Origin of the sequence: Bacillus sp. AR4-2, from assembly GCF_008274865.1 — a bacterium.
Classification (GTDB): domain Bacteria; phylum Bacillota; class Bacilli; order Bacillales; family Bacillaceae_G; genus Bacillus_A; species Bacillus_A cereus.
The window spans coordinates 1,355,273-1,376,561 of sequence record NZ_CP031062.1; the positions used below are offsets into that span (position 1 = coordinate 1,355,273).

The window sequence follows — 21,289 nt, forward strand, 5'->3', positions numbered from 1 at the left end:
TAAAACAGGCTTATGATATAGTGATAGGAGAAAAGGTGTTGGAAAGCAATGCCTTTTCTTCTATGTATATGTGACAAGAAGGGGGGAGCTGAAATGAAGAAACATTTTTCAAAGACACAATTAATGGGGATGCTCCTCATCATATTTGGATTCGGTCTTTTTCTTGATATGATACTTGGACATTTTGAACCAGGTGGTCTCATTTTTGCATTTATTATGCTTATGTTTGGAAGGCATTATCGTAAAAAGAATCGTTATGTACGGGGAAATGTATTTTTATTTGTTGGTGGTATCGTATTTTTATTTTTCTTATTTTCATCAGCAGCATTTGTTCTTGTCGTATTTGCTTGTTTAGCTTTAATTGGTTATCAATTGATTCAACAAGGGCATCAGCAAAAAGCAATGAAGGTTGAAATTAAAGAAAAAGGGATTATAGACGAAGAGAAGCAAATATATCGTACAGAAACATATTTGAAAAATATGTTTGTAGGCAATGTGCGAATGATGGATCATATTTATGAACTTGAGGATATTAATGTTCAATATGGTGCTTGTGATGTGGAAATAGATTTAACAACTGCTATGATTCCAGAAGGGGAAACGGTAATTGTTATTCGGGGTGTCGTTGGTAATATTCGTTTATATGTGCCGTATGATATTGAACTTTCTTTAAATCATTCTGTTATTGTCGGACGTGTGCTCTTGCCAGGTCATGAAGAGACAGGGTTTAACCGCAATGTTACATTTAGAACAGAGCAGTATAAAGAGGCTCCTCGACGTATTAAAATTATTTCTTCGCTTGTCGTAGGCGACACGGAAGTGAGGAAAGTATAATGAAGAAACAAAAAAATATTTCGTGGATGTATATTCGTTATTCTATGTTGTCCTCTGTTAGTATCGCACTCATTTGTACAATTGTATATGTATGGAAAAGCGAGCAACAAGTGTATGATTTATTATGGAAGGAATCCATCGCTTCTGTTCCAATTGGCTTGTTTATTATGACTACAAGTTTACTTATCGGGGGAATTGTAGGATATGCAATCGGTTATTATATAGAGCAGCGTATACAAGGATTAAATACTTTTCTATTTGAAGTAGAGCGAGGGAATTTTCCGAGCGATGTTTCGTTTACTGCAGATGATGAATTTCATGAAGTGGAACGAAAAGTAATCGTTCTGGCTCGTCGATTAGAGGAGCAAGCTGGACTCTTTCAAAAAGTAACGAATGAACGAGCTCATTGGAATGAAGAGATGAGACAAGAAGCGATTTCTCAAGAAAGGCATCGTTTAGCAAGGGAGTTGCATGATTCAGTAAGTCAGCAGCTTTTCGCAATGTCGATGATGATGTCAGCGATTAATGAACAAATAACTGAATTTCCAGATGTGACAAAAAAACAATTGCAACTTGTTGAAAATATGGTTGTAAATGCTCAATCAGAAATGAGAGCATTGCTCCTTCATTTACGTCCTGTACAATTGGAAGGTAAGAAACTGACAGAAGGTATAGAGGAATTATTAACGGAATTATCGCGAAAACAACATATGAAAATTGAATGGCTTATTGAGCCAATAGAATTAAAAAAAGGTGTAGAAGATCATTTATTCCGTATTGTGCAAGAAGCGCTATCAAACACGTTGCGACACGCGAAGGCAAAGAAAACAGAAGTGCGCCTTCGAAAAATTGATCAATATGCGATTTTAAAAATCATTGATGACGGCGTTGGGTTTGAAGTAGGGGTTAATAAGGCTGGTTCATATGGCCTAAGATCGATGCAAGAGCGTGTTCATGAAATTGGTGGGACACTTAAGGTACTTAGTTTCCCGGCCAAAGGTACACAAATAGAAGTAAAAGTACCGATTATGATTGAGAGAGGGGGAGAAGTATGATAAAAGTATTGCTTGTCGATGATCATGAAATGGTTCGTATGGGTGTATCGGCATATTTATCGACACAGCCAGATATTGAAGTAGTAGGGGAAGCTGAGAATGGAAGAAAAGGATCAGAATTAGCATTGCAATTAAGGCCGGATATTATTTTAATGGACCTTGTTATGGATGAGATGGATGGTGTCGAAGCAACACGTGCTATTATTCAAGAATGGCCAGAAGCAAAAATTGTAGTTGTAACAAGCTTTTTAGATGACGAAAAATTGTATCCTGTTATTGAGGCTGGGGCGACCAGTTACTTATTAAAAACATCAAGAGCAAGTGATATTGCTGATGCTGTACGAGCTACTTATGATGGAGAAACAGTATTAGAGCCGAAAGTTACCGGGAAAATGATGTCCCGTATGCGTCAAAAGAAAGAGCAACCTTTGCATGATGATTTAACGGAAAGAGAGTTTGAGATTTTGTTATTAATTGCAGAGGGAAAAAGTAATCAAGAGATTGCGGACGAGTTATTTATTGCACTGAAAACGGTAAAGACACATGTGAGTAATATATTAAATAAATTGAATGTAAGTGACCGTACTCAGGCGGTTATTTATGCATTTAGGCATCAATTAACGAAGTGATAAAGTGAAACTTTAATCAGTGGGGAGGTTGTTCCTCTCCCACTGATTATCAGCCCTCACCAATCGGACTTTTACGGGCAGTTAATGCGGGATAAAGTAAAACTTTAATTGGCGGGGAATTCCTCGCTGATTATTGGCTCGATACAATATAGATTTGGCGTTAAAACAATTGAATGTTTTTATTGACGACAAATAATGTAAGCGTTATCATTGAGGTGTTAACAGTACATATAAAGGGGAGAATGTATATGTTAGTTCAAACTATATTCGGAATGGATAAGTCTAAAAAATTAGGGGATTATGTGAACGCATTACAAGCGCTTTGTGAACAATATAATGTTGAAACAGATAAAATTGCGATTATTGAGGCAACAGAGGAATACTATTTATTTTTAGTAAAGCAAGAAGAGCGCTATGATGTTGTCAAGGTAGAAACAGTTGATACGAATATTGAATATTATACGAAGGCTTATAAAATAAGCAGTTTTAATCATGCTGCGTATCAAATGTAAAAAAACTCCCTTTTGGGAGTTTTTTTAGGAGGCTTTTACTTCGTGAGATTCGGTTACTAATGGAACTTTTTTCGTACCGCTTAACTTAGCCATTGCAAGACCAATAAGACCTCCTACTAATGCTGGTATTAGCCAGCCGATTCCTTCATTATATAAAGGGATAAATTCAAAATATGGTGTGATAAATGAAACTGAAATACCACCTTGTTTTAATCCATCAAATACGCTCACTACAGCTGCTCCAATTAAAGCACCTACATAAACAGAGCGATATCCACCGAAGTATTTATGAAGTAATGATAGTAGTACGAGTACAATCGCAATTGGATACACAACAAGTAGAATTGGAACAGAGATTGCGATAATTTTCGTTAAACCTAAGTTGGCAACTAGTAATCCTAATGCGCAAATGATACTCGCGAACGTTTTGTATGAAAATGTAGTCAATAATGTTGAAAAATATTGGCTGCACGCAGATACGAGTCCAACGCATGTCGTTAAACAAGCGAGTGTAACGATAAGAGATAATAGGAGCAAACCGTATGGACCGAATAATTGTTGTACGATAACAGTAAGTAGCTGTCCGCCATTTTTTGCATATCCGAGCGAGACGCTAGTTGCCCCAAGCCAGCCGAGTGCACCGTATACAAGTACGAGCCCTGTAGCGGCAATAAGCCCTGCTTTTGCTGTGGCGATGGCAATGGACTTACGATCATTCACACCTTTAGAGCGAATTGCATTTACAACGATAATTCCGAATGCAAGTGCTGAAATAGTGTCCATTGTTAAGTAGCCTTCCATAAAGCCTTTGAAGATTGGAGAAGTTTGATACTCTTGCATTGCTGGTCCTGATTGCCCAAGTGGTGTAAATACACTTTTAACAAACAATAAGAAAATAGAGAGTAATAAAATAGGTGTTAATACATTTCCAATACGATCAACAAGTTTAGATGGATTCAAACTGAGCCAAAATACGATAGTAAAGAAGATGATTGTATATACAAATAGCACTAGGCTGCTAGAGCGGATTGTTTCTGGTAAGAAAGAACTAACACCCATTTCATAAGCGACATTTGCAACACGTGGGATGCCCATAGATGGACCGATAGCAATGTATACAATTACTGTAAAGAAAATTCCGAATAATGGATGAACATGACTTGCAAGTTGCTGCATTCCATTTCCAGATAGAGAAATTGCGATAACAGTTAGTAGTGGTAAGCCAACTCCTGTTAGTAAAAATCCAATCATTGCTGGCCAAAAGTTTTCACCTGCATTTTGGCCAAGCATGGGAGGGAAAATTAAATTACCTGCCCCAAAAAATAAAGAAAATAGCATAAGACCCGTGAAAAAAATATGTTTTTTTGATACAGTGTTCATTGTTTTTCCTCCTTTTTTAAATTCATTTGTAAGAACACAAAAAACTCGTCCCTAAAGAAAGGGACGAGTTATATTTACCCGCGATACCACCCTAATTTACACATGTAGAAATAAATCTATATGTATACGGCTTTGCAACGTACAACATGATACGTGTTCCTTGTAACGGGGGACGGCCGGTAAGAACTTACTGTAACATTCGGTTCTACTTCTCGGAGATGATTTTCGGTTACGCGCTGAACGTTGGCTTTCAGCAAATCGCCAACTCTCTGGGGAACAGTTCTATAACGTACTCGTTCTCGTCAATGAATTTTTATTCAAGTATTCTGACAGTATTGTTGCATGTTTTTTTTAGAAAGTCAATATGTTTTTTGAAAGATATATTTATATACGGAAATATCGAAAGTGATATTCGTTGTTGTAAAGGAAATGATGAATTGTAAAATGGGAGTGAAAATTTGCGGAGAATTGTAAATTTTATAGAGAAAATTGATATTTATAGGAGTGAAGAAGGGATTGTTTGAATTTATAGAGAATAATACAACAATCCACTTGCTGGAAAGAACAAACCAAAAGAGGTGACTGAAATGCTTGCGATGGGAGTATTATTTGGCATTATTGCTATAATTGGTTTTATGTGGTTATATTATTCGCGTTCGTTTAAACAAGCAGAAGTTTTACTCTTTCAAAAAGGTAGTTTATTGACAAATCAGTCTAGATATTTAGTATGTCCGAAGTGTGGAAGTGCACAGGCCAGAAGTGGAGGATATCAAGAGTGTTGCAAAATTAGATTATGAAAGAAAGGAAGCCTCACATTATTTTGTGAGGCTTCCTTCCTTACAACTTCATGGCGCTCCAAATTGTCCATCGATCTCTTTCAATAATAGGAGAGACGTTTTGTAATGCGGTCTGTATATGTTGTAGAAGTTGAGAAAGTTCATCATCTGTTAACTCATATAGAATAGATCGACCTGTTCGAGGAGATAAATCTTGCAATAATGCTTCTACAGAATCATGTATTTTTCGTATTTCCCATTGTGTTTGTGTGGGAAGTACATGAAAAGAATGTTTTTGTAATTCTGTCTGTATAGTGTTGGTTTTTGGACGTCTTTTTGACTCTATTTCAATAAGTTTTGGAAATAGAGAGAAAAAATATCCGCGAATGTGTTCGGGACTTCCTGGAATTGTACAATCTTCAATTGTTCGATCTTGTAAAATAAGTACACCGTTTTTATTTAATATACGAGAAGCTTCACGTAAAAATGTAGGAATGTCTTGTAAATGATGAATAACTGCACGCGAAATAACTATGTCGAATGTTTCATTAGGGTATGGGATATTATGTGCATCACCGTGGATGAATGAAATGTTTGAAAAGTTGTTACAATTTTCTTTTGCAGCTTGTAATATTTCTTTTGAAAAATCAAGTCCCACAACATTTTTGGCTCCCATAAGAGCGAGTTCTTTCGTATAAATCCCACCACCACAGCCGATATCAATTATTTGCTTGTTTTGTATTTCTGTAATGTTTTTTACCATTTCAGCCCAAGAAATATGAGCGTTTCTTGTTGCATATGTGTACTTATTATTTTCATCATGAAAATTAATGGACATGATAAAGACCTCCTTTCAATGATTAGTATAGCGTATTTAATAGGATGTCACGTTTTTGTTTTATGTATGAAGATTATAAGGATTTCTTATCGTAAGAGGAGGATTAATTTGAAAGGGAAATATGTATTGGTGTTGTTGTTTGTTATGTTACTAGCAGCTTGTGGTCAAGTTGAGCCGAAAAAAGAAACAAAAAAAGTAGAAGAGACGGTGAATGAAGTGAAAGAAACAATAGGGGTAACCGTTATACAAAAAAAACATAAAGAGAAAAAGTTGCAGGAATCAGAAGCGAAGTTAGTAATAGACATTTTGAATAAAGCTGAGAAACAAGAAATAACAGGAAGCTTCGGTGAACCTGAATATGAAATACAAATTAGTAGAGATGGGAAAAAAGAAACTTATTATGCATGGTTAAGGGGAGAAGATAGACGAGGATGGGTGCAATATAAGAAAGCTATGTATATGTTGAATGAAAAAGATACGGAAAAGCTTTTGGATATATTTCCAAATGTCTCAGAACAAAAAGAAGATGAGATGCAGGTAAGCCCTTTAACGGAAGTAACAAAAAAAGATTTGCAGATTACCGCGTTTCATATTAAAACAGGCGATCAAAACGTGAATTATACGGTACGGTATACGATTTCACAATCACTATACAATAAGTTAGTGAAGGAGCAAGAATATTATTTGCAACTCAATTTTCCAGAAAAAGTTCAAAAATTAATTGGAGCAAAAGAGAGTGAAATGATTTTAGGTGAAAAAGTAAAGGAAGGGTATAAGCAATATGAATTACATGCTACTGTTCCGATAAAAAGCGCTTCAGAATCACAATTAAAATCATTAGAAACATATTACGAAAATTATGATTTGAAAATATTAAACAGTGAAAAAGAAAAAATAGGTGTGTTTCAAAATATAATTCAGATTGTTAAAGATTATGGTGAAAAAATGAATTTTCAAAGATAAAGTGAGACTTTAATTAGCCCTTACGGATTGGAATGAATGTAAACTCGTCAAATCTATATGGCCTTTCCTAGGAAATGATAATAGAGAGGGGAAAGCACCCCTCTCTATTACTTTGCTTTTGTAGATGGCTCATTCATTGATTTTCGTGTAATAAGAAAAGAAATCATAAGAGCGGAAAGGATGACAAGGGCAATAAATACGTGATTGGGCAACAAATCTAATAATAATACGTAACTAACGGTATAAAAAATAAGAGTTGAAGCTAAAAACGATAGAGCACCTATTATAAGAGATTGTAAATTCATTTGTGTACACCTCCTTTTATTTATATTTTTGGCTGAAAATGGATTATATAAACATTATTTCTAACAATAGAAAAAAATATGTCATAATAGAGAAAAGAACAAGCTTTGATGAATGATATGATTCATTAAGGAGAGATAAAGGAGAGGAATATGAAAAATAATAAAAAAGGATTATGGGGAATTATTGTTGCGATAGGTCTATTTTTACTGTCTAAGTTAAAGTGGGTATTTGCAATTTTTAAATTAGCAAAGTTTTCAACGGTATTTAGTATGTTTCTATCGCTTGGCGCATACGCAGTTCTATATGGTTGGAAATTTGGAGTAGCGCTCATTTATTTGTTGTTTGTTCATGAAATGGGCCATTTATGGGCTGCGAAAAGAAAGGGGATCCCGACATCGCCAGCAATCTTTATTCCATTTATGGGGGCCCTTATTGGAATGAAAGAGGTGCCGAAAAATGCGAAAGATGAAGCTTACATTGCCTATATGGGGCCGCTTTTCGGACTTCTGTCATTTTTACCGGCGATACCGCTTTATATAATGACGAAAGAGCCATTTTGGGCGCTTGTTATTTTGCTTGGAAGTATGATTAATTTCTTTAATTTAATTCCCGTTTCGCCGCTAGATGGTGGGAGAATTATTTCAGTTGTCAGTACTAAAATTTGGGGAGCAGGCCTTATTTTATTACTTGGCTATTCAATTTACTTTAAAAGTATTTTGGGAGGATTTATTGTTATTATCGGTTGTATGGAGTTATATAGAGTAATAAAGAGAGATGAGCCGATTAAGGAATTAGGGCATAAAATTGATGGGATGAAAGAATATGTTACTAGGCTTGAAGAGGAATTAAAAGAAACGGGTGCTGTACATCGGACTATATACGTGATGCATCATGAGATGAATGCATTAAGACAAAGAGAACGGGAAAAAGAGTTACAAATAGGTGAACTTCAAAAAATGGAAGTGTTAGAGTATCTTTTACCGAAGTTCGAACCGTTAGATTATGTTCCATATGAAGATGAAAAAGATGAGTATACAATTCACATAAGGGAAGCATTTGAAGCGTCAGAAAGAAAATTAAATGAATGGAAAACAGAAAAGGAACAACAAGAAAACTATTATAAAGTGGATGCGAAAACGAAATGGACAGTATTTGCTTGTTATATCGGATTAATGGCTATACTCGGTTACACAGCTTATGAAGGATATATTGTTTTACAAGAACATTTGCCAACGAGAAATGTATAGAAAAATATTGTCGAAATGATAGGAAGAATTTATACAGGAATTATATTTCTACGAGAGAAAGTTACAAGTATAGTCATACATTGTAATATTTTTAGTAGAGAAGGAGTTCTGTATATGAAGAAATTGTTAAGTGTATTCGGGATTATTATCGTGATGATCATTGCGAGTTATAGTCTTATGAAAGTGCTGTTACATTATGCGAATAAGCCTGCTGAGGTAAATACAATAGCTCAAATAGAAGATGTGCAAGAAGAGACAAAAGTGCTAAATTTTATTCGAATGACACATGAAAGCTATAATAATTTCTTAAATTACGGTAAAGCAGAGAATTATACAGACGGGGATTGGAATCAATTTAAGCAATGGTTTCAACAACAAGAATCATCGTTAAAAAATATACATACAGAAATAAAGAATGAAAAAATAAAACGCGATGTAAATAGAAGCTATGAAATTGTAAAAAAAGGTGTGGAACTTCAAAATATTGAGTATGTAGTGTATGCCCACCGTGTATATCATGACTTGGATATTATCGTAAATAAATATAGAGGTGAAACGAATATCTGGGGATATACGGAGTTTGGCGATGGGAAAGATATAAAAGTAATTGAACAAGCTATACAAACAAAATAATAAGCTAGCTAGAATTCTAGTTAGCTTATTTTCTTTTGTAAATATAATGTTCATATATTATTCACAAAAACACCGTGTTAATAGTGATTAAAATCACAATCTGCATTATAAGATTCAGTTAAACTAAAAACAGTTAAGGAAATAGAGGAGTGGGATACAATGTTAAGTGCAAAAACAATTGAAATCGTAAAGTCAACAGTACCATTATTACAAGAAAAAGGCGTTGAAATTACAACGAGATTTTATGAAATTTTATTTTCGGAACATCCGGAGTTATTGAATATTTTCAACCATACAAATCAGAAAAAGGGAAGACAACAACAAGCGTTAGCGAATGCTGTTTATGCAGCTGCAACGTACATTGATAATTTAGAAGCTATTATTCCAGTTGTAAAACAAATTGGTCATAAGCATAGAAGTTTAGGTATTAAAGCAGAGCATTACCCGATTGTAGGTACATGTTTACTACGTGCCATTAAAGAGATCGCAGGTGCACCTGATGAAGTTTTAAATGCATGGGGAGAAGCATATGGTGTCATTGCTGATGCATTCATTAGCATTGAAGCAGAGATGTATGAAGAAGCTGCACATAAAGAAGGTGGATGGAAAGACTTCCGCAACTTTGTGATTGTTAAAAAAGTGAAGGAAAGCGATGTTATTACGTCATTTTATTTGAAACCTGAAGATGGAGGGAAAGTTTCTTCATTCATCCCAGGTCAATATGTAACGATTCAAATCAATATTGAAGGTGAGACATATACACATAATCGTCAATATAGTTTATCCGATGCTCCTGGGAAAGAATATTATCGTATTAGTGTAAAAAAAGAAAAAGGTGTAGATACACCAGACGGTAAAGTGTCTAATTACTTACATGAACATGTAAAAGAAGGAGATGTTTTACCAGTAAGTGCACCAGCGGGAGATTTCGTGTTAAATATGGATTCAACATTACCAGTTGTACTAATTAGTGGTGGAGTAGGGATTACACCGATGATGAGTATGTTAAATACGTTAATTGAACAAGATTCAAAACGTAATGTATATTTTGTTCATGCAGCAATAAATAGTAATACACATGCAATGAAAGAACACGTTAAGACAGTAGAAAATGAATATGAACAAGTTAAAGCATATACTTGTTATTCTGCACCGACTGAAAAAGATTTAGAAATGAAGAACTTTGATAAAGAAGGTTTCATTGAAAGTGAATGGTTAAAAACTATTATTCCGACAACTGAAGCAGAGTTTTATTTCTGTGGTCCAGTAGCATTTATGAAGCATATAAATGCTGCACTAACTGATTTAAGTGTGAAACAAGAGCATATTCATTATGAATTTTTCGGCCCAGCAACAAGCTTACAATAAGCAAAAAAACGAGGTATTTATTTTACCTCGTTTTTTATTTGTTCTCGTAATAAACGGTTTACTGTTTCACGACGTATACCTATCAGTTGACCAATTTCGGTTTGTGTTAATATTTCATATATAGGAATGTCACCTAAATATAGGGTGAACCATTCTTGTAAACGATGAAGACGTTCTTTCGGAGAGACGGTTGTCAATTGATCAATTCGTTGTTGCATCATTCTTAATTTAGATTGCAATTGCATAGCGATGTTAGCATACGATTCGGGATTTGCTTGAAGTCTCTCGTACCATTCACTACTAGTGATCGGTTCCACTTCTGTTTTTATTAAAGCGATAGCTGTACCGTGATATTCTTTCGGTGAAATTAAAGAATGATGAGGTATCGTTTCACCTGGAACGATAATGTTGAATAAAAATGGTGTTCCGTCTTCTTCTAGCCGAACTACTTTTAATAAGCCTGTTTTTATAAAGTATAAAGGACCGTCCTCGCCTTGACGGAATAGTACATCTCCTTTGTGTAGAATCAATGTTAGCCCCCCATTAATATGTTTCTATTTCTTCTATTTTAGCGTATATGTATATAGACAATATGCTATTTCAACAGCAATTTCATTGACGAAATGTATGCTATTACAGTAGTATACTATTTAGTGTGTAATAGTACTAGCAATGAATACGCTGTAGGGGGTTTAGTATATTGTTAGATGCGATGAGAATGACGGATATGAGAATTCCGGCGAATGCTATCATTCATGTAGAAGAGATGAAAGGTGGAGTCGTTTTATCCGTTGAAGTAGACGGCCAAATTATTTATACGATGGCTTATGATGAAGAAACAGATAGCTATGCTGAATTATATGATCGAAACGATAAGAGGGCGTGCCAAGTACATGAAGACTTCATGGGGTGGTCACTTCTTCATTAAAAAAGATGTCAATATGACATCTTTTTTTATTAAATCGATAGAATATACAAAGAAATGAAATATAAGGATAAAATTTGTAATAATTGATTTTGCATTGTTAGCACTCTGTAACTGCAAGTGAACTATTTTTTCGCTATCATAAAGATAACAGTCGCAGTTATAGGAGTGGTCAACTTGAAGAAAGTACATATTTCAAATTATATGTTATTATGTGTTTGTTTAATTTTATTTGTTCTCCTCGGAGGATTTTTATATTCATGTGTATAAGAAAAACGCATTCTAAAAAGAATACGTTATAAAAGGGAAATAATGATTAATCTAGTTCCAAGAATAATCAACGTAATACGTAATAAATTAATTACGGCGTTACCACTTAGTTTTGTATTAATGTAAGCCCCGATTTTTCCGCCAATCCATGCACCCGGAATCAGGATTAATGCATAAATCCAGCTGACATTTCCAAGTGAGATGTGAGTTGCAGAACTTACAATTGCTGATAGAAATACGATGAACATTGAAGTTGCTACTGCAATATGTGCTGGGAATGCAAAAAGAAGCATCATTGCTGGAACAAGTAAGGCACCGCCACCAATTCCAAATAATCCAGATATAAACCCAACTATAAAGGCGATAAAGATAGCAAGAAACGGTGGGAATTGGTAGTGTACAGTATTTCCGTCATTATCTGTAAAAGAACGCTTAATTACAGACGTATTTGAGAGGGAAAGAGGTTTTAATTTGTCTCGAAGCATAAGTAGAATTGAGACGAATATAAGGAAAATCCCAAAGTATAAAGAAAATGTGTCTTGGTTTAAAAATTTATTTGCCCATGATCCGATAATACCACCAGGGCCGCTTCCGATAAATAAAATAAGTCCACTTTTATAATCTACTCGCTTATGCTTCATGTAAGTAAGGGTGGAAGATAGTCCTGTGAAAACGACTGTTACCATAGAAGTCCCTACTGCAAGTTGTGGTGATAAACTGTGTAATCCAATTAATAACGGAACAATAATAATTCCGCCTCCAAGCCCAACTAGGCTGCCGACTGTTCCGGCGATTAGTCCGATGAAAAGTAACATGATGTATTCCAAAATTGCCAACTCCTCTAAATAACTTATCCACCAATTATTATACACGCTTTTTAATGAGAAATAGGCTTGTTCACAAAAAAGTCGTCTTCCTAGAAAAATAAGGAAGACGACTTTTGATTAGAAAACAAAATGTAATAGGTAGTAAAACAGAGCAGCTAAAGAAGCTGAAATAGGAAGTGTAATAACCCATGTAATTAACATGCGTTTTGCAGTTCCCCATTTTACCCCTTTCACACGGTGAGAAGCACCAACCCCTAAAATAGAAGAAGAGATAACGTGCGTCGTACTAACCGGTAAGTGAATGAATGTTGCACCGAAAATAACAAGTGATGATGATAAATCGGCAGCTACACCATTTACAGGACGAATTTTCATAATTTGTCCACCGACAGTTTTAATAATTTTCCATCCGCCGACAGAAGTACCAAGCCCCATTGCGATAGCACAAGATAATTGTACCCAGAACGGGATATCGCTAGAAGTATGATAGTTATTAGCCATAAGAGCCATCGTAATGATTCCCATTGCTTTTTGTGCATCATTCGTACCGTGTGTGTAGGCTTGTAATGCTGCAGTGAAAATCTGGAATATACGGAAGTTCTTATTCGTTTTTGTTAAGTTAAAGTTTTTAAATACTACTTTAAAAATACTGTATACGGTATAACCAATAACGAAAGCGATAATCGGTGAAATGATTAAAGCTTCAATAATTTTAATAAATCCTTTAAGATTTAGCGAGCTAATCCCAGCGGCCGCAATTGCTGCACCTGCGATTGAGCCGATAATTGCATGCGAAGAACTACTTGGAATACCGTAGTACCAAGTAATTAAGTTCCAAGCTATCGCCGCAAGCAAAGCAGCTAAAATTACAAGAGAACCATTTTGTAAGGCGAATGGATCAACGATATCTTTTGTAATCGTTTTTGCTACACCTGTAAATGTCATTGCGCCTAAAAAGTTCATAATAGCCGCCATAATAATGGCATGTCTAGGCTTTAGAGCTTTCGTTGAAACAGCCGTTGCAATAGCGTTTGCTGTATCGTGAAATCCATTGATAAAGTCAAAAGCTAAAGCGCAAATGACTACTAAAACGGTTAGTATCAAGAGTGTATCCATGATCAAACTCCTTACGCGTTCTTCATAATAATTGTTTCTAATACGTTTGCAACGCTTTGACAGCTATCAGCTACTTCTTCAAGCTCTTCGTAAATCTCTTTAAATTGAATAATCTTAATCGGATCTTTTTCACGAGAGAATAAGTTCTTAATCGCATGACGGCGAATATCATCACACTGTGATTCATAATCCTTAATCTTAATCGCATTTGTACGAATGTCGACTAATTTTTTGTTAGACATTAATTCAACAGAGTTTGCAATCTCAATCGCACATTGATTAATTGCTTCTACGAATTTAATCATGTATTCATCAGCTTCTGTAATAGAATACATTTCGAACAGACCAGCACTGTGATCTAATCCGTCTAATACATCATCCATACTCATTGCAAGTTGTAGGATGTCCTCACGCTCAATCGGAGTGATAAACGCTTTGTTTAACTCCATAATGATTTCGTGAATAAATGAGTCACCTTTTGACTCATACTCTTTCATGCGCATAGAAAACTCTTTTAAATCGCTAGCATTTTTAATTTTATACTCCACGAAAAACTGCGCGCCTTCTTTTAAATTTTCGGAAACATTCATTAACATTTCAGAAAATTTATCTTTTTTTGATTTAAAGACCATTATTGTTACCCCCACAAAAGTAATATATGTAAAATATATTGGCTAATCAATTCTAACAAAAAACTGTCGTTTTTTAAAACATTTTATCGAAAAGTTTACAAAAACTTAACATAACTCTCGTTGTTCTATTAATAATATTAATATCCAATAGTGAATATCTTACTTGTAGAATGTCCTTTTCTTGCAAAAAGTATGAATGCAAAAGAAAAGCTTTACACTATAGGAATGACTACGTTATTATAATAAATTTAAAAGGCGGTATATTCTTCCTTTTAAAAAGAAGAGTGTAAATAAATGAAGGAAGTGAACGAATGAAATTGAAGAACACTCATTTTAAAAAAATGCTTGAGTGGTTCAATAAGAGGAAGAAACTTCGTAATTCATTAATTGTATTGGGAAGTGTATTCGTTACTCTATTTATTGCTGTAAATATAATAATTTCCATTCAAGACATATCTGAATTAAAACAAGCTGTTCCACAACCGACTTTAATTTATGATGCAAATAATGAGGTCGCAACTAAATTAGCTTCTTCGAAAACAGAAGGCGTTAAAAGAAAAGATATTCCTGATATTATGGTTCAGGCAATTGTTGCAGTAGAAGATAAGGAATTTTTTAACCATCATGGTATTTATTATAGTGGAATTATAAGTGCGGTTTTTAAAAATATTACAGCAGGAGAAGTTGTAGCTGGGGGAAGTACAATTACACAGCAGCTTGCGAAGAATGTATTTCTGACACAAGATCGTACATTTTCTCGTAAAATAAAGGAATACTTTTTAACAAAAAAAATAGAACGTACTTATACAAAAGATGAAATTATTGAAATGTATATGAATCAAATTTATTTTGGGGAAGGTGCTTGGGGGATAAAGAGGGCAGCTAAATCTTATTTTGATAAAGAGGTAAAAGATTTATCAATTTCAGAAGCTGCAACGATTGCGGGATTAATTAAAGCGCCGTCTGCGTATTCGCCTTATAAAAACTTTAATAAATCAATTGAACGACGTAATGTCGTATTAAGTTTAATGAAAGAGCAAGGGTATATTTCTGACGAACAGTATAATAAAGAAAAAGAGTCAGGCCTTGTATTAAAACGTGGGGTTGATGATAAATACAAAGGTAAATACTCCCAATATGTAGACTATATAGTTAGGGAAGCGATGGATAAGTATGAATTAACACAAAATGAAATTTTAGCAGGTGGTTATCGTATTTATACAGAGCTTGACCCGAAAAAGCAACAAGCTGTAGAAGATGTTGTGAATAATGATAGTTATTTCAAAGATAGTGGCTCAGATCAACTTATGCAAACGGGTGTAGTCCTTATAAATCCCAAAACAGGCGGTGTTCCAGCTTTAGTTGGTGGTAGAGGACCATATCAGTTTTTACAATTTAATCATGCTACGCAATTAAAAAGACAACCAGGTTCAACGTTAAAGCCTCTAGCTGTATATGTACCCGCTTTAGAACAAGGGTATGAAGTATACGATATATTAAAGGATGAACCATTTCATATTAAAGAATATGAACCGAAAAATAGTGATCAGGCTTTTCATGGTAATGTGACAATGTATGAAGCGGTAGCAAAGTCGTATAATGTTTCCGCTGTGTGGCTATTAGAACAAATAGGATTAGATAAAGGATTGAAATCTTTAGAGCGATTTGGTATTCCATTAGTACCAGAAGACCGTACGTATCCAATTGCTTTAGGTGGGATGCATGTAGGGACATCACCATTTGTAATGGCCCAAGCATATAGTACATTTGCTAATGATGGGGTTCAAGTAGAGGCTCATGCAATTAGAGAAGTTCAAAATGCTGAAGGAGAAATAATAGGGAAATGGTATAAGAAAGAGACACGAGTGACGAGTGAGAAAATTGCTCAAAAGATGACGTATTTATTAAAAGGTGTTGTAGAAAAGGGAACAGGTGGAAAAGCGAAAGTTACTAATGTTGATACAGCAGGAAAGACAGGGACTACTCAACTTGTAAATGGTCCGAGCGTAGGGGCAAAGGACTCGTGGTTTGTAGGATACACACCAGATTTAGTAGGTGCGATTTGGGTAGGATATGACAAAACAGATAGCGAGCATTATGTTCCAGGTGGTAGTCAAATTACAACGACGATGTTCCGGGATATCATGAAAAAAGCAAATGCAAACCCAGCCCAAAAAGCGTTCCAATTGTCGTTAATATCTGAAGCGGACTATAAAAAACAATTGCAAACAATTGAAGAAGAAAAGCGAAGAAAAGAAGAAGAAAAGAAAAGGCAAGAAGAAGAACAACAAAGGAAAAAAGAACAGCAAGAGTGGTTTAATAAAGTGAAAGAGTGGATTCCATCATTATGGTAAAAAAAGAGGCGAATTTCGTTATTCGCCTCTTTCTCATGTGAAAAATAAAGTTTGCTCATAATTTGTGAGGTAAATGCTACTATTCATTAAGAGTAATGTTCGTACTGCCAAAGGATTGGGAATCGTATGTGATGATTATTGTTCCTTTACTAATCGGTTCGTATAGTAATTCTTCTTCATAACTACCATTATTTTCATTATGGATAGACAGCGTGATTTCATCAATTCCTTTATTTGTATATTGATTTTTAATCGTTTCAGCAATTTGAAGTAGAGTTTCGTAACTAGGAGCTTCCGTAATAAGCATTCCTTTTATAACTTTTTTTTCATTATTTGTGGAATTGGAATAAAGGATGTTGTTTTGTTTCGTATACAAAAGTGTGTATGGAACTGTTTTTCTCTCTGCTTTTGAAATAGTGGAATATTTTAGAGTTAAAAAAAATCCTACACATAAAATAATGCATATCATAAGAGCAATCCAAATGCGTATCGGTGACATAACTCTCATTTTTCATCCCTCTTTCATATCTTTGACTTCATTATTTATCATACAAAATGAGGATTAAGATAGAGTAAATTTGAGGTAAAGAAACGTAAAGAAGGAGCACTTATCCTCCCAAACAAGTGCTCCTTTTTATTAAAAGAGAGATTTAATAGTCAATCAAAATCACATCTATTACTTATAAATGTGCTTAGTCCTCCCAAAATATTTTCGGAAATTGTGGTTAGTAAATTCGGAAGACAGATAGTGTCGCAGTTGTATCGCCCGCAGGTCCTTGTTGAGGCCCTTGAGCACCAGTAGTCCCCGTAGTTCCTCCGCCTAGGCAACCAGATCCATATTGAACTAGAATAGCTTGACCAAGAGTTTGAAGAAGTCTAACAAATTCTGTAAGTTCTGACTTGGGGATGTTAATATGGCTACATGCTCTTACTTCGCAACAATCATTACCATAAAATACTTTTCCTTTATTTTTATTGTTCATCTTTTCATTCTTTTCTTTCATAGAATCATTAGTCATTACTATATATTAAAATGAAATTTATACTAAATTCGTGATGGACAAACTACCATTTCTAAAAAAATAAGAAATTGGCCCACCTAGAAAGAAATAAGTAAGATATAGAGAAAGGTTTATATAATGTAAAGAAGAAAAGTGCAACATAAAAAACTACATGCTAATTGTTGGGAGTGTTTAACAATTGGCATGTAGTTCGTGGATTAGTCCTTTATTTACATTGATTTAATTTTTCAAGGGTTGTTTTAGGTAAGATTGGAATAGAAATAGTGAAAGTTGTACCGTTTGAAGCACTAGTCATTTTGAGCGTGCCGTTATGATTTTGGATGATTTTTTTTGTTACTGACAAGCCTAGTCCTGTTCCCGAATCCTTCGTTGAGAAGAATGGATCAAAGATATATTCTTGAATAGCTGGAGGAATACCAATTCCATTATCTGTGAAAGTAATCCGAACGAAGTTATCAAGGCGATAACTAGTAATTTGAATAGAAAGAGGTTTGTCGCCTTGAGCATCGACGGCATTTTGAAATAGATTTAAAAACACTTGAACAAGTTCATGTCGATCAATATTGACTAAAATATCATCTAATTCATTAGAGAAGTTATAATCAATTGAAATATTATGCAAGGAAACTTCACTAACTAGTAACTGTTGAATATAGTCACGTAAAAATGTATTAATGGGAAACGGTTCTCTTGTAAATTCCCGTGTTTTTGAAATGGCTAAAAATTTTGTAATAATATTATTTGCACGATCTAATTCAGGGATAAGCAAATTTTTAAATAACTCTTTATTTGATGGAGAAACGCTTTCTTGTAAAAATTGTAAGTATCCTCGTACTGTTGTAAGAGGATTTCGTACTTCGTGTGCAATTCCAGCTGCGATTCGCCCTGCTAACGAAAACTTCTCTGCATCACGTTCTGTATTTAAATAATGAAAGACACTAATAACTCTAAAAATCTCCCCGTTATAATCACGAATAATTCGGTTATTTATAATGCCATAGTTTTTGTCTAAAACTTCTTCATTATATATTTCTGTTCCCGTTTTTAATGTTTCAATCGCTTTAATTTTTTCTTCCGGCAAGTTTAGTAATTGTTGAATCGGTTTTCCGATAATATCATTTCGTATTACACCGAAATCATCTGCAGCAACTTGATTACATAAAGTAATATTCCCTTTACTATCGACAAAGGTTACATGATGTGAAAAGGCATCAAAAATATGTACAAAGTGTTTTTCGAGTTGTTCAAATAAAAATAATGAATCACAAGTAAGTTGAAAATGAGCCTCTTTATTTTCTTTTGGTATTTCTTGAATGGAATGGGTTGTTCTAGTTTTCTTTATTCGTAAACCAATATGTGGATTTTTGTATGTGAAATGATGTGGTAATTGATTCACAAGTTCTTCATAAAAACGTACTTTATTTTCTAGTTCTTCAATTCGTTTTTCATGAGATACAGTAGCATCGTTTGGAAGCATAAATAAATAACCCCTCATTTTAAAAATTCTTCCATATAGTATATCATATTTTTATAAGGATACTCTTAAAGAAAAGGCTACATGATGCAAAGTGTTTGGAAAGTGAATAGAAGATGAAGTTAAAAAGGGAGGGGTATATGTGCTGTTTATTGGAGTGACAGGATGGGGAGATCATGATTCTTTATACATAAATCCCTATGAAAATAGAAATAAATTACGAACATACAGCGAGTATTTTCCTATAGTAGAAGTGGATAGCTCATTTTATGCGATGCAACCTGCACGAAACTATACAAAATGGGCAATGGAAACACCGAAAGATTTTTCTTTTATCGTAAAAGCATATCAAGGAATGACAGGACATATGAAAGGTGAAATTCCTTTTTCTACGTTCGATGAGATGTTTGATGTATATAAACAATCTATTCTTCCTTTAATTGAAGCTGGTAAATTAAAAACGATTTTATTTCAATATCCACCATGGTTTGATTGTAAAAAGAAAAATGTAGATTTTCTCCGATATACAAAAGAAAAAATGGAAGGTTTGCCGTGTGCGATAGAATTTCGAAATCAAACATGGTTTTATCCAAAAATGAGAGATAAGACGTTACAGTTCCTAGAGCTGGAGAAATGGATTCATACAATTTGTGATGAGCCACAGGCAGGGATGGGTTCAGTACCGCTTGTATTAGAAGTAACGAATGCAGAGATGGTGTTAATACGTTTTCATGGCCGGAATGTTCATGGCTGGCTTGATAAAGGGGAAAATTGGAGAGCGGTGCGTTGCTTATATCGCTACAACAATAAAGAATTAGAAGAATGGGTAGAAAGACTAGAACAATTAAAAAAGAAGACAAAGGATATATACGTACTGTTTAACAACAATTCAGGTGGGGATGCAGCAGATAATGCGAAACAGCTTATGAAAATGATGAACATTACATATGGTGAGCCAAAGCCTGAGCAATTAAATTTGTTTGAGTGATAATAAACAAGAAAGGCAATGTACAAACAGGGGGAATGTACATTGCCTTTCTATATGAAAAAGAGGGGTAACAATGTTACTGAGCGTTTGGTTGATTCATCAATTGTTGGCTTCGTAATAAATGATAATGGTTATCATTATCATTGTCAATGGTTTTCCGAAAAATAAATAAAAAACTTTTTATATTTTAAATAGAGATAAAAAAAGAACAGCAATTAATGCTGTTCTTTTCCATTGACGAATTGTTGTAAATCAAAAGGAGTTATCGCTTGGATAAATTCTTTTGAGATAAGTGTTTGAACGAGAGTGCTCTCAGAGATAGAAGCACCTGTTTTCTTTTCATAAGCTTGTTTTAATAAATCAAGTTTTTCAGCCGTTTCTTTCGGTAATTCAATTGTTAAAGTGTTCATAATTTCTCCCCCTTACTATTAGAGTACCACTACAGTATAGGAGAGACAAGAAAAGAGAATATGAAATATAAAAAAGGTTACCAAATTTTCAAATGGTAACCTTTTTTATGTATAAGAGTTATTAAGCAATACCGATATACTTTAAAGTTTTTGATGGAGTACTGTGATCAAAGAAGTGTTGTAAAAACGCAATATCAACACCTGATTTGTATGCACAATAACCCCAAGTTTTTCGAAGTGTATGTGAGCTAATCCCTTCTAATCCAACTTCTTTTGCAGCTTTGTTTAAAATGTACCATGCATGTTGTCTCGTAATAGATTTTGTTCCTTTTTGAGATTTTAGCAATGGTTCATTACGTTTCCAAGTTTTACGTTCTTTCATGTAGTCTTCGATTGCGTGCTGTAAGTCTTCATTTACAGCAAACCATTTATGTTTCTTCACTTTTTCATTGTAAAATAAAATGGAATGGCGTACATTTTCATTTTCATCGATTACATCACTAACTTTTAATTGTAAGATTTCACTTACTTTTAAGCCAGAATTTACAGCTAATACGAATAATAAGCCATCACGTTTCGAAGATTGTAAAAGTATATTTTTGATAGTTTCTAATTGTTTTTCATTTTGAATAGGTTGTCCTGCTTGTTTCATTTCACGCACTCTCCTCTTTTATATGTGTAAAGGAAAGGATTAACTTGTTTCTTACTATAAAGGGAGAGTGTGAATTTC

24 protein-coding genes and 1 other annotated feature are annotated in these 21,289 nt (G+C 34.3%); of the genes, 12 read left to right on the forward strand and 12 right to left on the reverse strand.

Annotated features, from left to right (window positions below; all coding sequences use genetic code 11):
* Nucleotides 1-93 precede the first annotated feature (93 nt).
* From liaF to DN399_RS07105, 4 genes are all read left to right on the forward strand, one after another.
* Nucleotides 94-834: a cell wall-active antibiotics response protein LiaF gene (gene liaF, locus DN399_RS07090; protein ID WP_000716095.1), complete on the forward strand. Its 741-nt coding sequence runs from the start codon at nucleotides 94-96 to the stop codon at nucleotides 832-834.
* The gene (locus DN399_RS07095) at nucleotides 834-1,889 is read left to right on the forward strand and encodes a sensor histidine kinase (protein ID WP_000744326.1); all 1,056 of its coding nucleotides are present in this window, start codon (nucleotides 834-836) and stop codon (nucleotides 1,887-1,889) included. The genes liaF and DN399_RS07095 overlap by 1 nt, the downstream gene beginning before the upstream one ends.
* A complete protein-coding gene (locus DN399_RS07100) occupies nucleotides 1,886-2,518 on the forward strand; it encodes a response regulator (protein WP_000598707.1) in 633 nt (210 codons plus the stop codon). The genes DN399_RS07095 and DN399_RS07100 overlap by 4 nt, the downstream gene beginning before the upstream one ends.
* A gap of 173 nt (nucleotides 2,519-2,691) precedes the next feature.
* Nucleotides 2,692-3,030, forward strand: a complete 339-nt coding sequence (locus DN399_RS07105) for a DUF3922 domain-containing protein (RefSeq protein ID WP_002025529.1) — start codon at nucleotides 2,692-2,694, stop codon at nucleotides 3,028-3,030.
* 24 nt (nucleotides 3,031-3,054) lie between these two features.
* Here DN399_RS07105 and brnQ3 read toward each other — a convergent pair whose 3' ends face one another.
* A complete protein-coding gene (brnQ3, locus tag DN399_RS07110; RefSeq protein ID WP_016122166.1) occupies nucleotides 3,055-4,410 on the reverse strand; it encodes a branched-chain amino acid transport system II carrier protein BrnQ3 in 1,356 nt (451 codons plus the stop codon).
* A gap of 56 nt (nucleotides 4,411-4,466) precedes the next feature.
* Nucleotides 4,467-4,725, reverse strand: a binding site (T-box leader).
* A 272-nt stretch (nucleotides 4,726-4,997) separates the two neighbouring features.
* Between brnQ3 and DN399_RS07115 the strand changes: the two genes are divergently transcribed.
* Nucleotides 4,998-5,207, forward strand: coding sequence for a hypothetical protein (locus DN399_RS07115; RefSeq protein WP_000880630.1), 210 nt, complete (start codon nucleotides 4,998-5,000; stop codon nucleotides 5,205-5,207).
* A gap of 40 nt (nucleotides 5,208-5,247) precedes the next feature.
* Here the strand turns inward: DN399_RS07115 and DN399_RS07120 are convergent, their stop codons facing one another.
* Nucleotides 5,248-6,024 carry a class I SAM-dependent methyltransferase gene (locus DN399_RS07120; RefSeq protein WP_149149424.1) on the reverse strand — a complete coding sequence of 259 codons (777 nt, stop codon included), beginning with the start codon at nucleotides 6,022-6,024 and terminating at the stop codon, nucleotides 5,248-5,250.
* A gap of 108 nt (nucleotides 6,025-6,132) precedes the next feature.
* On the opposite strand from DN399_RS07120, the gene DN399_RS07125 reads away from it, so the two are divergent.
* Nucleotides 6,133-6,987 carry a YhfM domain-containing protein gene (locus tag DN399_RS07125; RefSeq protein WP_000677063.1) on the forward strand — a complete coding sequence of 285 codons (855 nt, stop codon included), beginning with the start codon at nucleotides 6,133-6,135 and terminating at the stop codon, nucleotides 6,985-6,987.
* 107 nt (nucleotides 6,988-7,094) lie between these two features.
* On the opposite strand, the gene DN399_RS07130 is transcribed toward DN399_RS07125, so the two are convergent.
* Nucleotides 7,095-7,292, reverse strand: a complete 198-nt coding sequence (locus DN399_RS07130) for a hypothetical protein (RefSeq protein ID WP_001053357.1) — start codon at nucleotides 7,290-7,292, stop codon at nucleotides 7,095-7,097.
* A gap of 150 nt (nucleotides 7,293-7,442) precedes the next feature.
* Here DN399_RS07130 and DN399_RS07135 point away from each other — a divergent pair, with 150 nt between their 5' ends.
* The 3 genes from DN399_RS07135 (at nucleotide 7,443) to hmpA (ending at nucleotide 10,541) form a co-directional block, all read left to right on the forward strand.
* Nucleotides 7,443-8,540, forward strand: a complete 1,098-nt coding sequence (locus tag DN399_RS07135) for a site-2 protease family protein (protein WP_000794499.1) — start codon at nucleotides 7,443-7,445, stop codon at nucleotides 8,538-8,540.
* Nucleotides 8,541-8,654: 114 nt separating this feature from the next.
* Nucleotides 8,655-9,173, forward strand: a complete 519-nt coding sequence (locus tag DN399_RS07140) for a hypothetical protein (protein WP_000735526.1) — start codon at nucleotides 8,655-8,657, stop codon at nucleotides 9,171-9,173.
* Between the two features lie 159 nt (nucleotides 9,174-9,332).
* Nucleotides 9,333-10,541, forward strand: coding sequence for an NO-inducible flavohemoprotein (gene hmpA / locus DN399_RS07145; protein ID WP_000947317.1), 1,209 nt, complete (start codon nucleotides 9,333-9,335; stop codon nucleotides 10,539-10,541).
* Between the two features lie 17 nt (nucleotides 10,542-10,558).
* Here the strand turns inward: hmpA and DN399_RS07150 are convergent, their stop codons facing one another.
* Nucleotides 10,559-11,071 (reverse strand): Crp/Fnr family transcriptional regulator, encoded by a 513-nt coding sequence (locus DN399_RS07150; RefSeq protein ID WP_000600585.1) that lies wholly within the window; start codon nucleotides 11,069-11,071, stop codon nucleotides 10,559-10,561.
* A 170-nt stretch (nucleotides 11,072-11,241) separates the two neighbouring features.
* On the opposite strand from DN399_RS07150, the gene DN399_RS07155 reads away from it, so the two are divergent.
* Nucleotides 11,242-11,469: a hypothetical protein gene (locus tag DN399_RS07155; protein WP_000883009.1), complete on the forward strand. Its 228-nt coding sequence runs from the start codon at nucleotides 11,242-11,244 to the stop codon at nucleotides 11,467-11,469.
* Between the two features lie 293 nt (nucleotides 11,470-11,762).
* On the opposite strand, the gene DN399_RS07160 is transcribed toward DN399_RS07155, so the two are convergent.
* The 3 genes from DN399_RS07160 to DN399_RS07170 form a co-directional block, all read right to left on the reverse strand.
* Nucleotides 11,763-12,563 (reverse strand): sulfite exporter TauE/SafE family protein, encoded by an 801-nt coding sequence (locus DN399_RS07160; protein ID WP_000455762.1) that lies wholly within the window; start codon nucleotides 12,561-12,563, stop codon nucleotides 11,763-11,765.
* Nucleotides 12,564-12,680: 117 nt separating this feature from the next.
* A complete protein-coding gene (locus DN399_RS07165; protein ID WP_000380273.1) occupies nucleotides 12,681-13,679 on the reverse strand; it encodes an inorganic phosphate transporter in 999 nt (332 codons plus the stop codon).
* 11 nt (nucleotides 13,680-13,690) lie between these two features.
* Complete coding sequence (locus tag DN399_RS07170) at nucleotides 13,691-14,311, reverse strand: DUF47 domain-containing protein (RefSeq protein WP_000231449.1); 621 nt, start codon at nucleotides 14,309-14,311, stop codon at nucleotides 13,691-13,693.
* A 311-nt stretch (nucleotides 14,312-14,622) separates the two neighbouring features.
* On the opposite strand from DN399_RS07170, the gene DN399_RS07175 reads away from it, so the two are divergent.
* Nucleotides 14,623-16,665, forward strand: coding sequence for a transglycosylase domain-containing protein (locus tag DN399_RS07175; RefSeq protein ID WP_086385526.1), 2,043 nt, complete (start codon nucleotides 14,623-14,625; stop codon nucleotides 16,663-16,665).
* Between the two features lie 79 nt (nucleotides 16,666-16,744).
* Here the strand turns inward: DN399_RS07175 and DN399_RS07180 are convergent, their stop codons facing one another.
* The 3 genes from DN399_RS07180 to DN399_RS07190 form a co-directional block, all read right to left on the reverse strand.
* Nucleotides 16,745-17,173, reverse strand: a complete 429-nt coding sequence (locus tag DN399_RS07180; RefSeq protein ID WP_006915455.1) for a hypothetical protein — start codon at nucleotides 17,171-17,173, stop codon at nucleotides 16,745-16,747.
* Between the two features lie 217 nt (nucleotides 17,174-17,390).
* The gene (locus DN399_RS07185; protein WP_002182597.1) at nucleotides 17,391-17,669 is read right to left on the reverse strand and encodes a hypothetical protein; all 279 of its coding nucleotides are present in this window, start codon (nucleotides 17,667-17,669) and stop codon (nucleotides 17,391-17,393) included.
* 223 nt (nucleotides 17,670-17,892) lie between these two features.
* Nucleotides 17,893-19,164: an ATP-binding protein gene (locus tag DN399_RS07190; protein WP_000937247.1), complete on the reverse strand. Its 1,272-nt coding sequence runs from the start codon at nucleotides 19,162-19,164 to the stop codon at nucleotides 17,893-17,895.
* 139 nt (nucleotides 19,165-19,303) lie between these two features.
* Here DN399_RS07190 and DN399_RS07195 point away from each other — a divergent pair, with 139 nt between their 5' ends.
* The gene (locus DN399_RS07195; protein WP_149149425.1) at nucleotides 19,304-20,149 is read left to right on the forward strand and encodes a DUF72 domain-containing protein; all 846 of its coding nucleotides are present in this window, start codon (nucleotides 19,304-19,306) and stop codon (nucleotides 20,147-20,149) included.
* Nucleotides 20,150-20,364: 215 nt separating this feature from the next.
* Here DN399_RS07195 and DN399_RS07200 read toward each other — a convergent pair whose 3' ends face one another.
* Complete coding sequence (locus tag DN399_RS07200) at nucleotides 20,365-20,559, reverse strand: DUF3924 domain-containing protein (protein WP_001094860.1); 195 nt, start codon at nucleotides 20,557-20,559, stop codon at nucleotides 20,365-20,367.
* Between the two features lie 121 nt (nucleotides 20,560-20,680).
* Nucleotides 20,681-21,211, reverse strand: a complete 531-nt coding sequence (locus tag DN399_RS07205) for a tyrosine-type recombinase/integrase (RefSeq protein WP_000806236.1) — start codon at nucleotides 21,209-21,211, stop codon at nucleotides 20,681-20,683.
* Nucleotides 21,212-21,289 lie beyond the last annotated feature (78 nt).

Coding starts and splice junctions, on each gene's coding strand:
- liaF (WP_000716095.1), top strand. CDS start 94: ATGAAGAAACATTTTTCAAAGACACAATTAATGGGGATGCTCCTCATC.
- DN399_RS07095 (WP_000744326.1), top strand. CDS start 834: ATGAAGAAACAAAAAAATATTTCGTGGATGTATATTCGTTATTCTATG.
- DN399_RS07100 (WP_000598707.1), top strand. CDS start 1,886: ATGATAAAAGTATTGCTTGTCGATGATCATGAAATGGTTCGTATGGGT.
- DN399_RS07105 (WP_002025529.1), top strand. CDS start 2,692: ATGTTTTTATTGACGACAAATAATGTAAGCGTTATCATTGAGGTGTTA.
- brnQ3 (WP_016122166.1), bottom strand. CDS start 4,410: ATGAACACTGTATCAAAAAAACATATTTTTTTCACGGGTCTTATGCTA.
- DN399_RS07115 (WP_000880630.1), top strand. CDS start 4,998: ATGCTTGCGATGGGAGTATTATTTGGCATTATTGCTATAATTGGTTTT.
- DN399_RS07120 (WP_149149424.1), bottom strand. CDS start 6,024: ATGTCCATTAATTTTCATGATGAAAATAATAAGTACACATATGCAACA.
- DN399_RS07130 (WP_001053357.1), bottom strand. CDS start 7,292: ATGAATTTACAATCTCTTATAATAGGTGCTCTATCGTTTTTAGCTTCA.
- DN399_RS07135 (WP_000794499.1), top strand. CDS start 7,443: ATGAAAAATAATAAAAAAGGATTATGGGGAATTATTGTTGCGATAGGT.
- DN399_RS07140 (WP_000735526.1), top strand. CDS start 8,655: ATGAAGAAATTGTTAAGTGTATTCGGGATTATTATCGTGATGATCATT.
- hmpA (WP_000947317.1), top strand. CDS start 9,333: ATGTTAAGTGCAAAAACAATTGAAATCGTAAAGTCAACAGTACCATTA.
- DN399_RS07165 (WP_000380273.1), bottom strand. CDS start 13,679: ATGGATACACTCTTGATACTAACCGTTTTAGTAGTCATTTGCGCTTTA.
- DN399_RS07170 (WP_000231449.1), bottom strand. CDS start 14,311: ATGGTCTTTAAATCAAAAAAAGATAAATTTTCTGAAATGTTAATGAAT.
- DN399_RS07175 (WP_086385526.1), top strand. CDS start 14,623: ATGAAATTGAAGAACACTCATTTTAAAAAAATGCTTGAGTGGTTCAAT.
- DN399_RS07180 (WP_006915455.1), bottom strand. CDS start 17,173: ATGAGAGTTATGTCACCGATACGCATTTGGATTGCTCTTATGATATGC.
- DN399_RS07185 (WP_002182597.1), bottom strand. CDS start 17,669: ATGAAAGAAAAGAATGAAAAGATGAACAATAAAAATAAAGGAAAAGTA.
- DN399_RS07190 (WP_000937247.1), bottom strand. CDS start 19,164: ATGCTTCCAAACGATGCTACTGTATCTCATGAAAAACGAATTGAAGAA.
- DN399_RS07200 (WP_001094860.1), bottom strand. CDS start 20,559: ATGAACACTTTAACAATTGAATTACCGAAAGAAACGGCTGAAAAACTT.
- DN399_RS07205 (WP_000806236.1), bottom strand. CDS start 21,211: ATGAAACAAGCAGGACAACCTATTCAAAATGAAAAACAATTAGAAACT.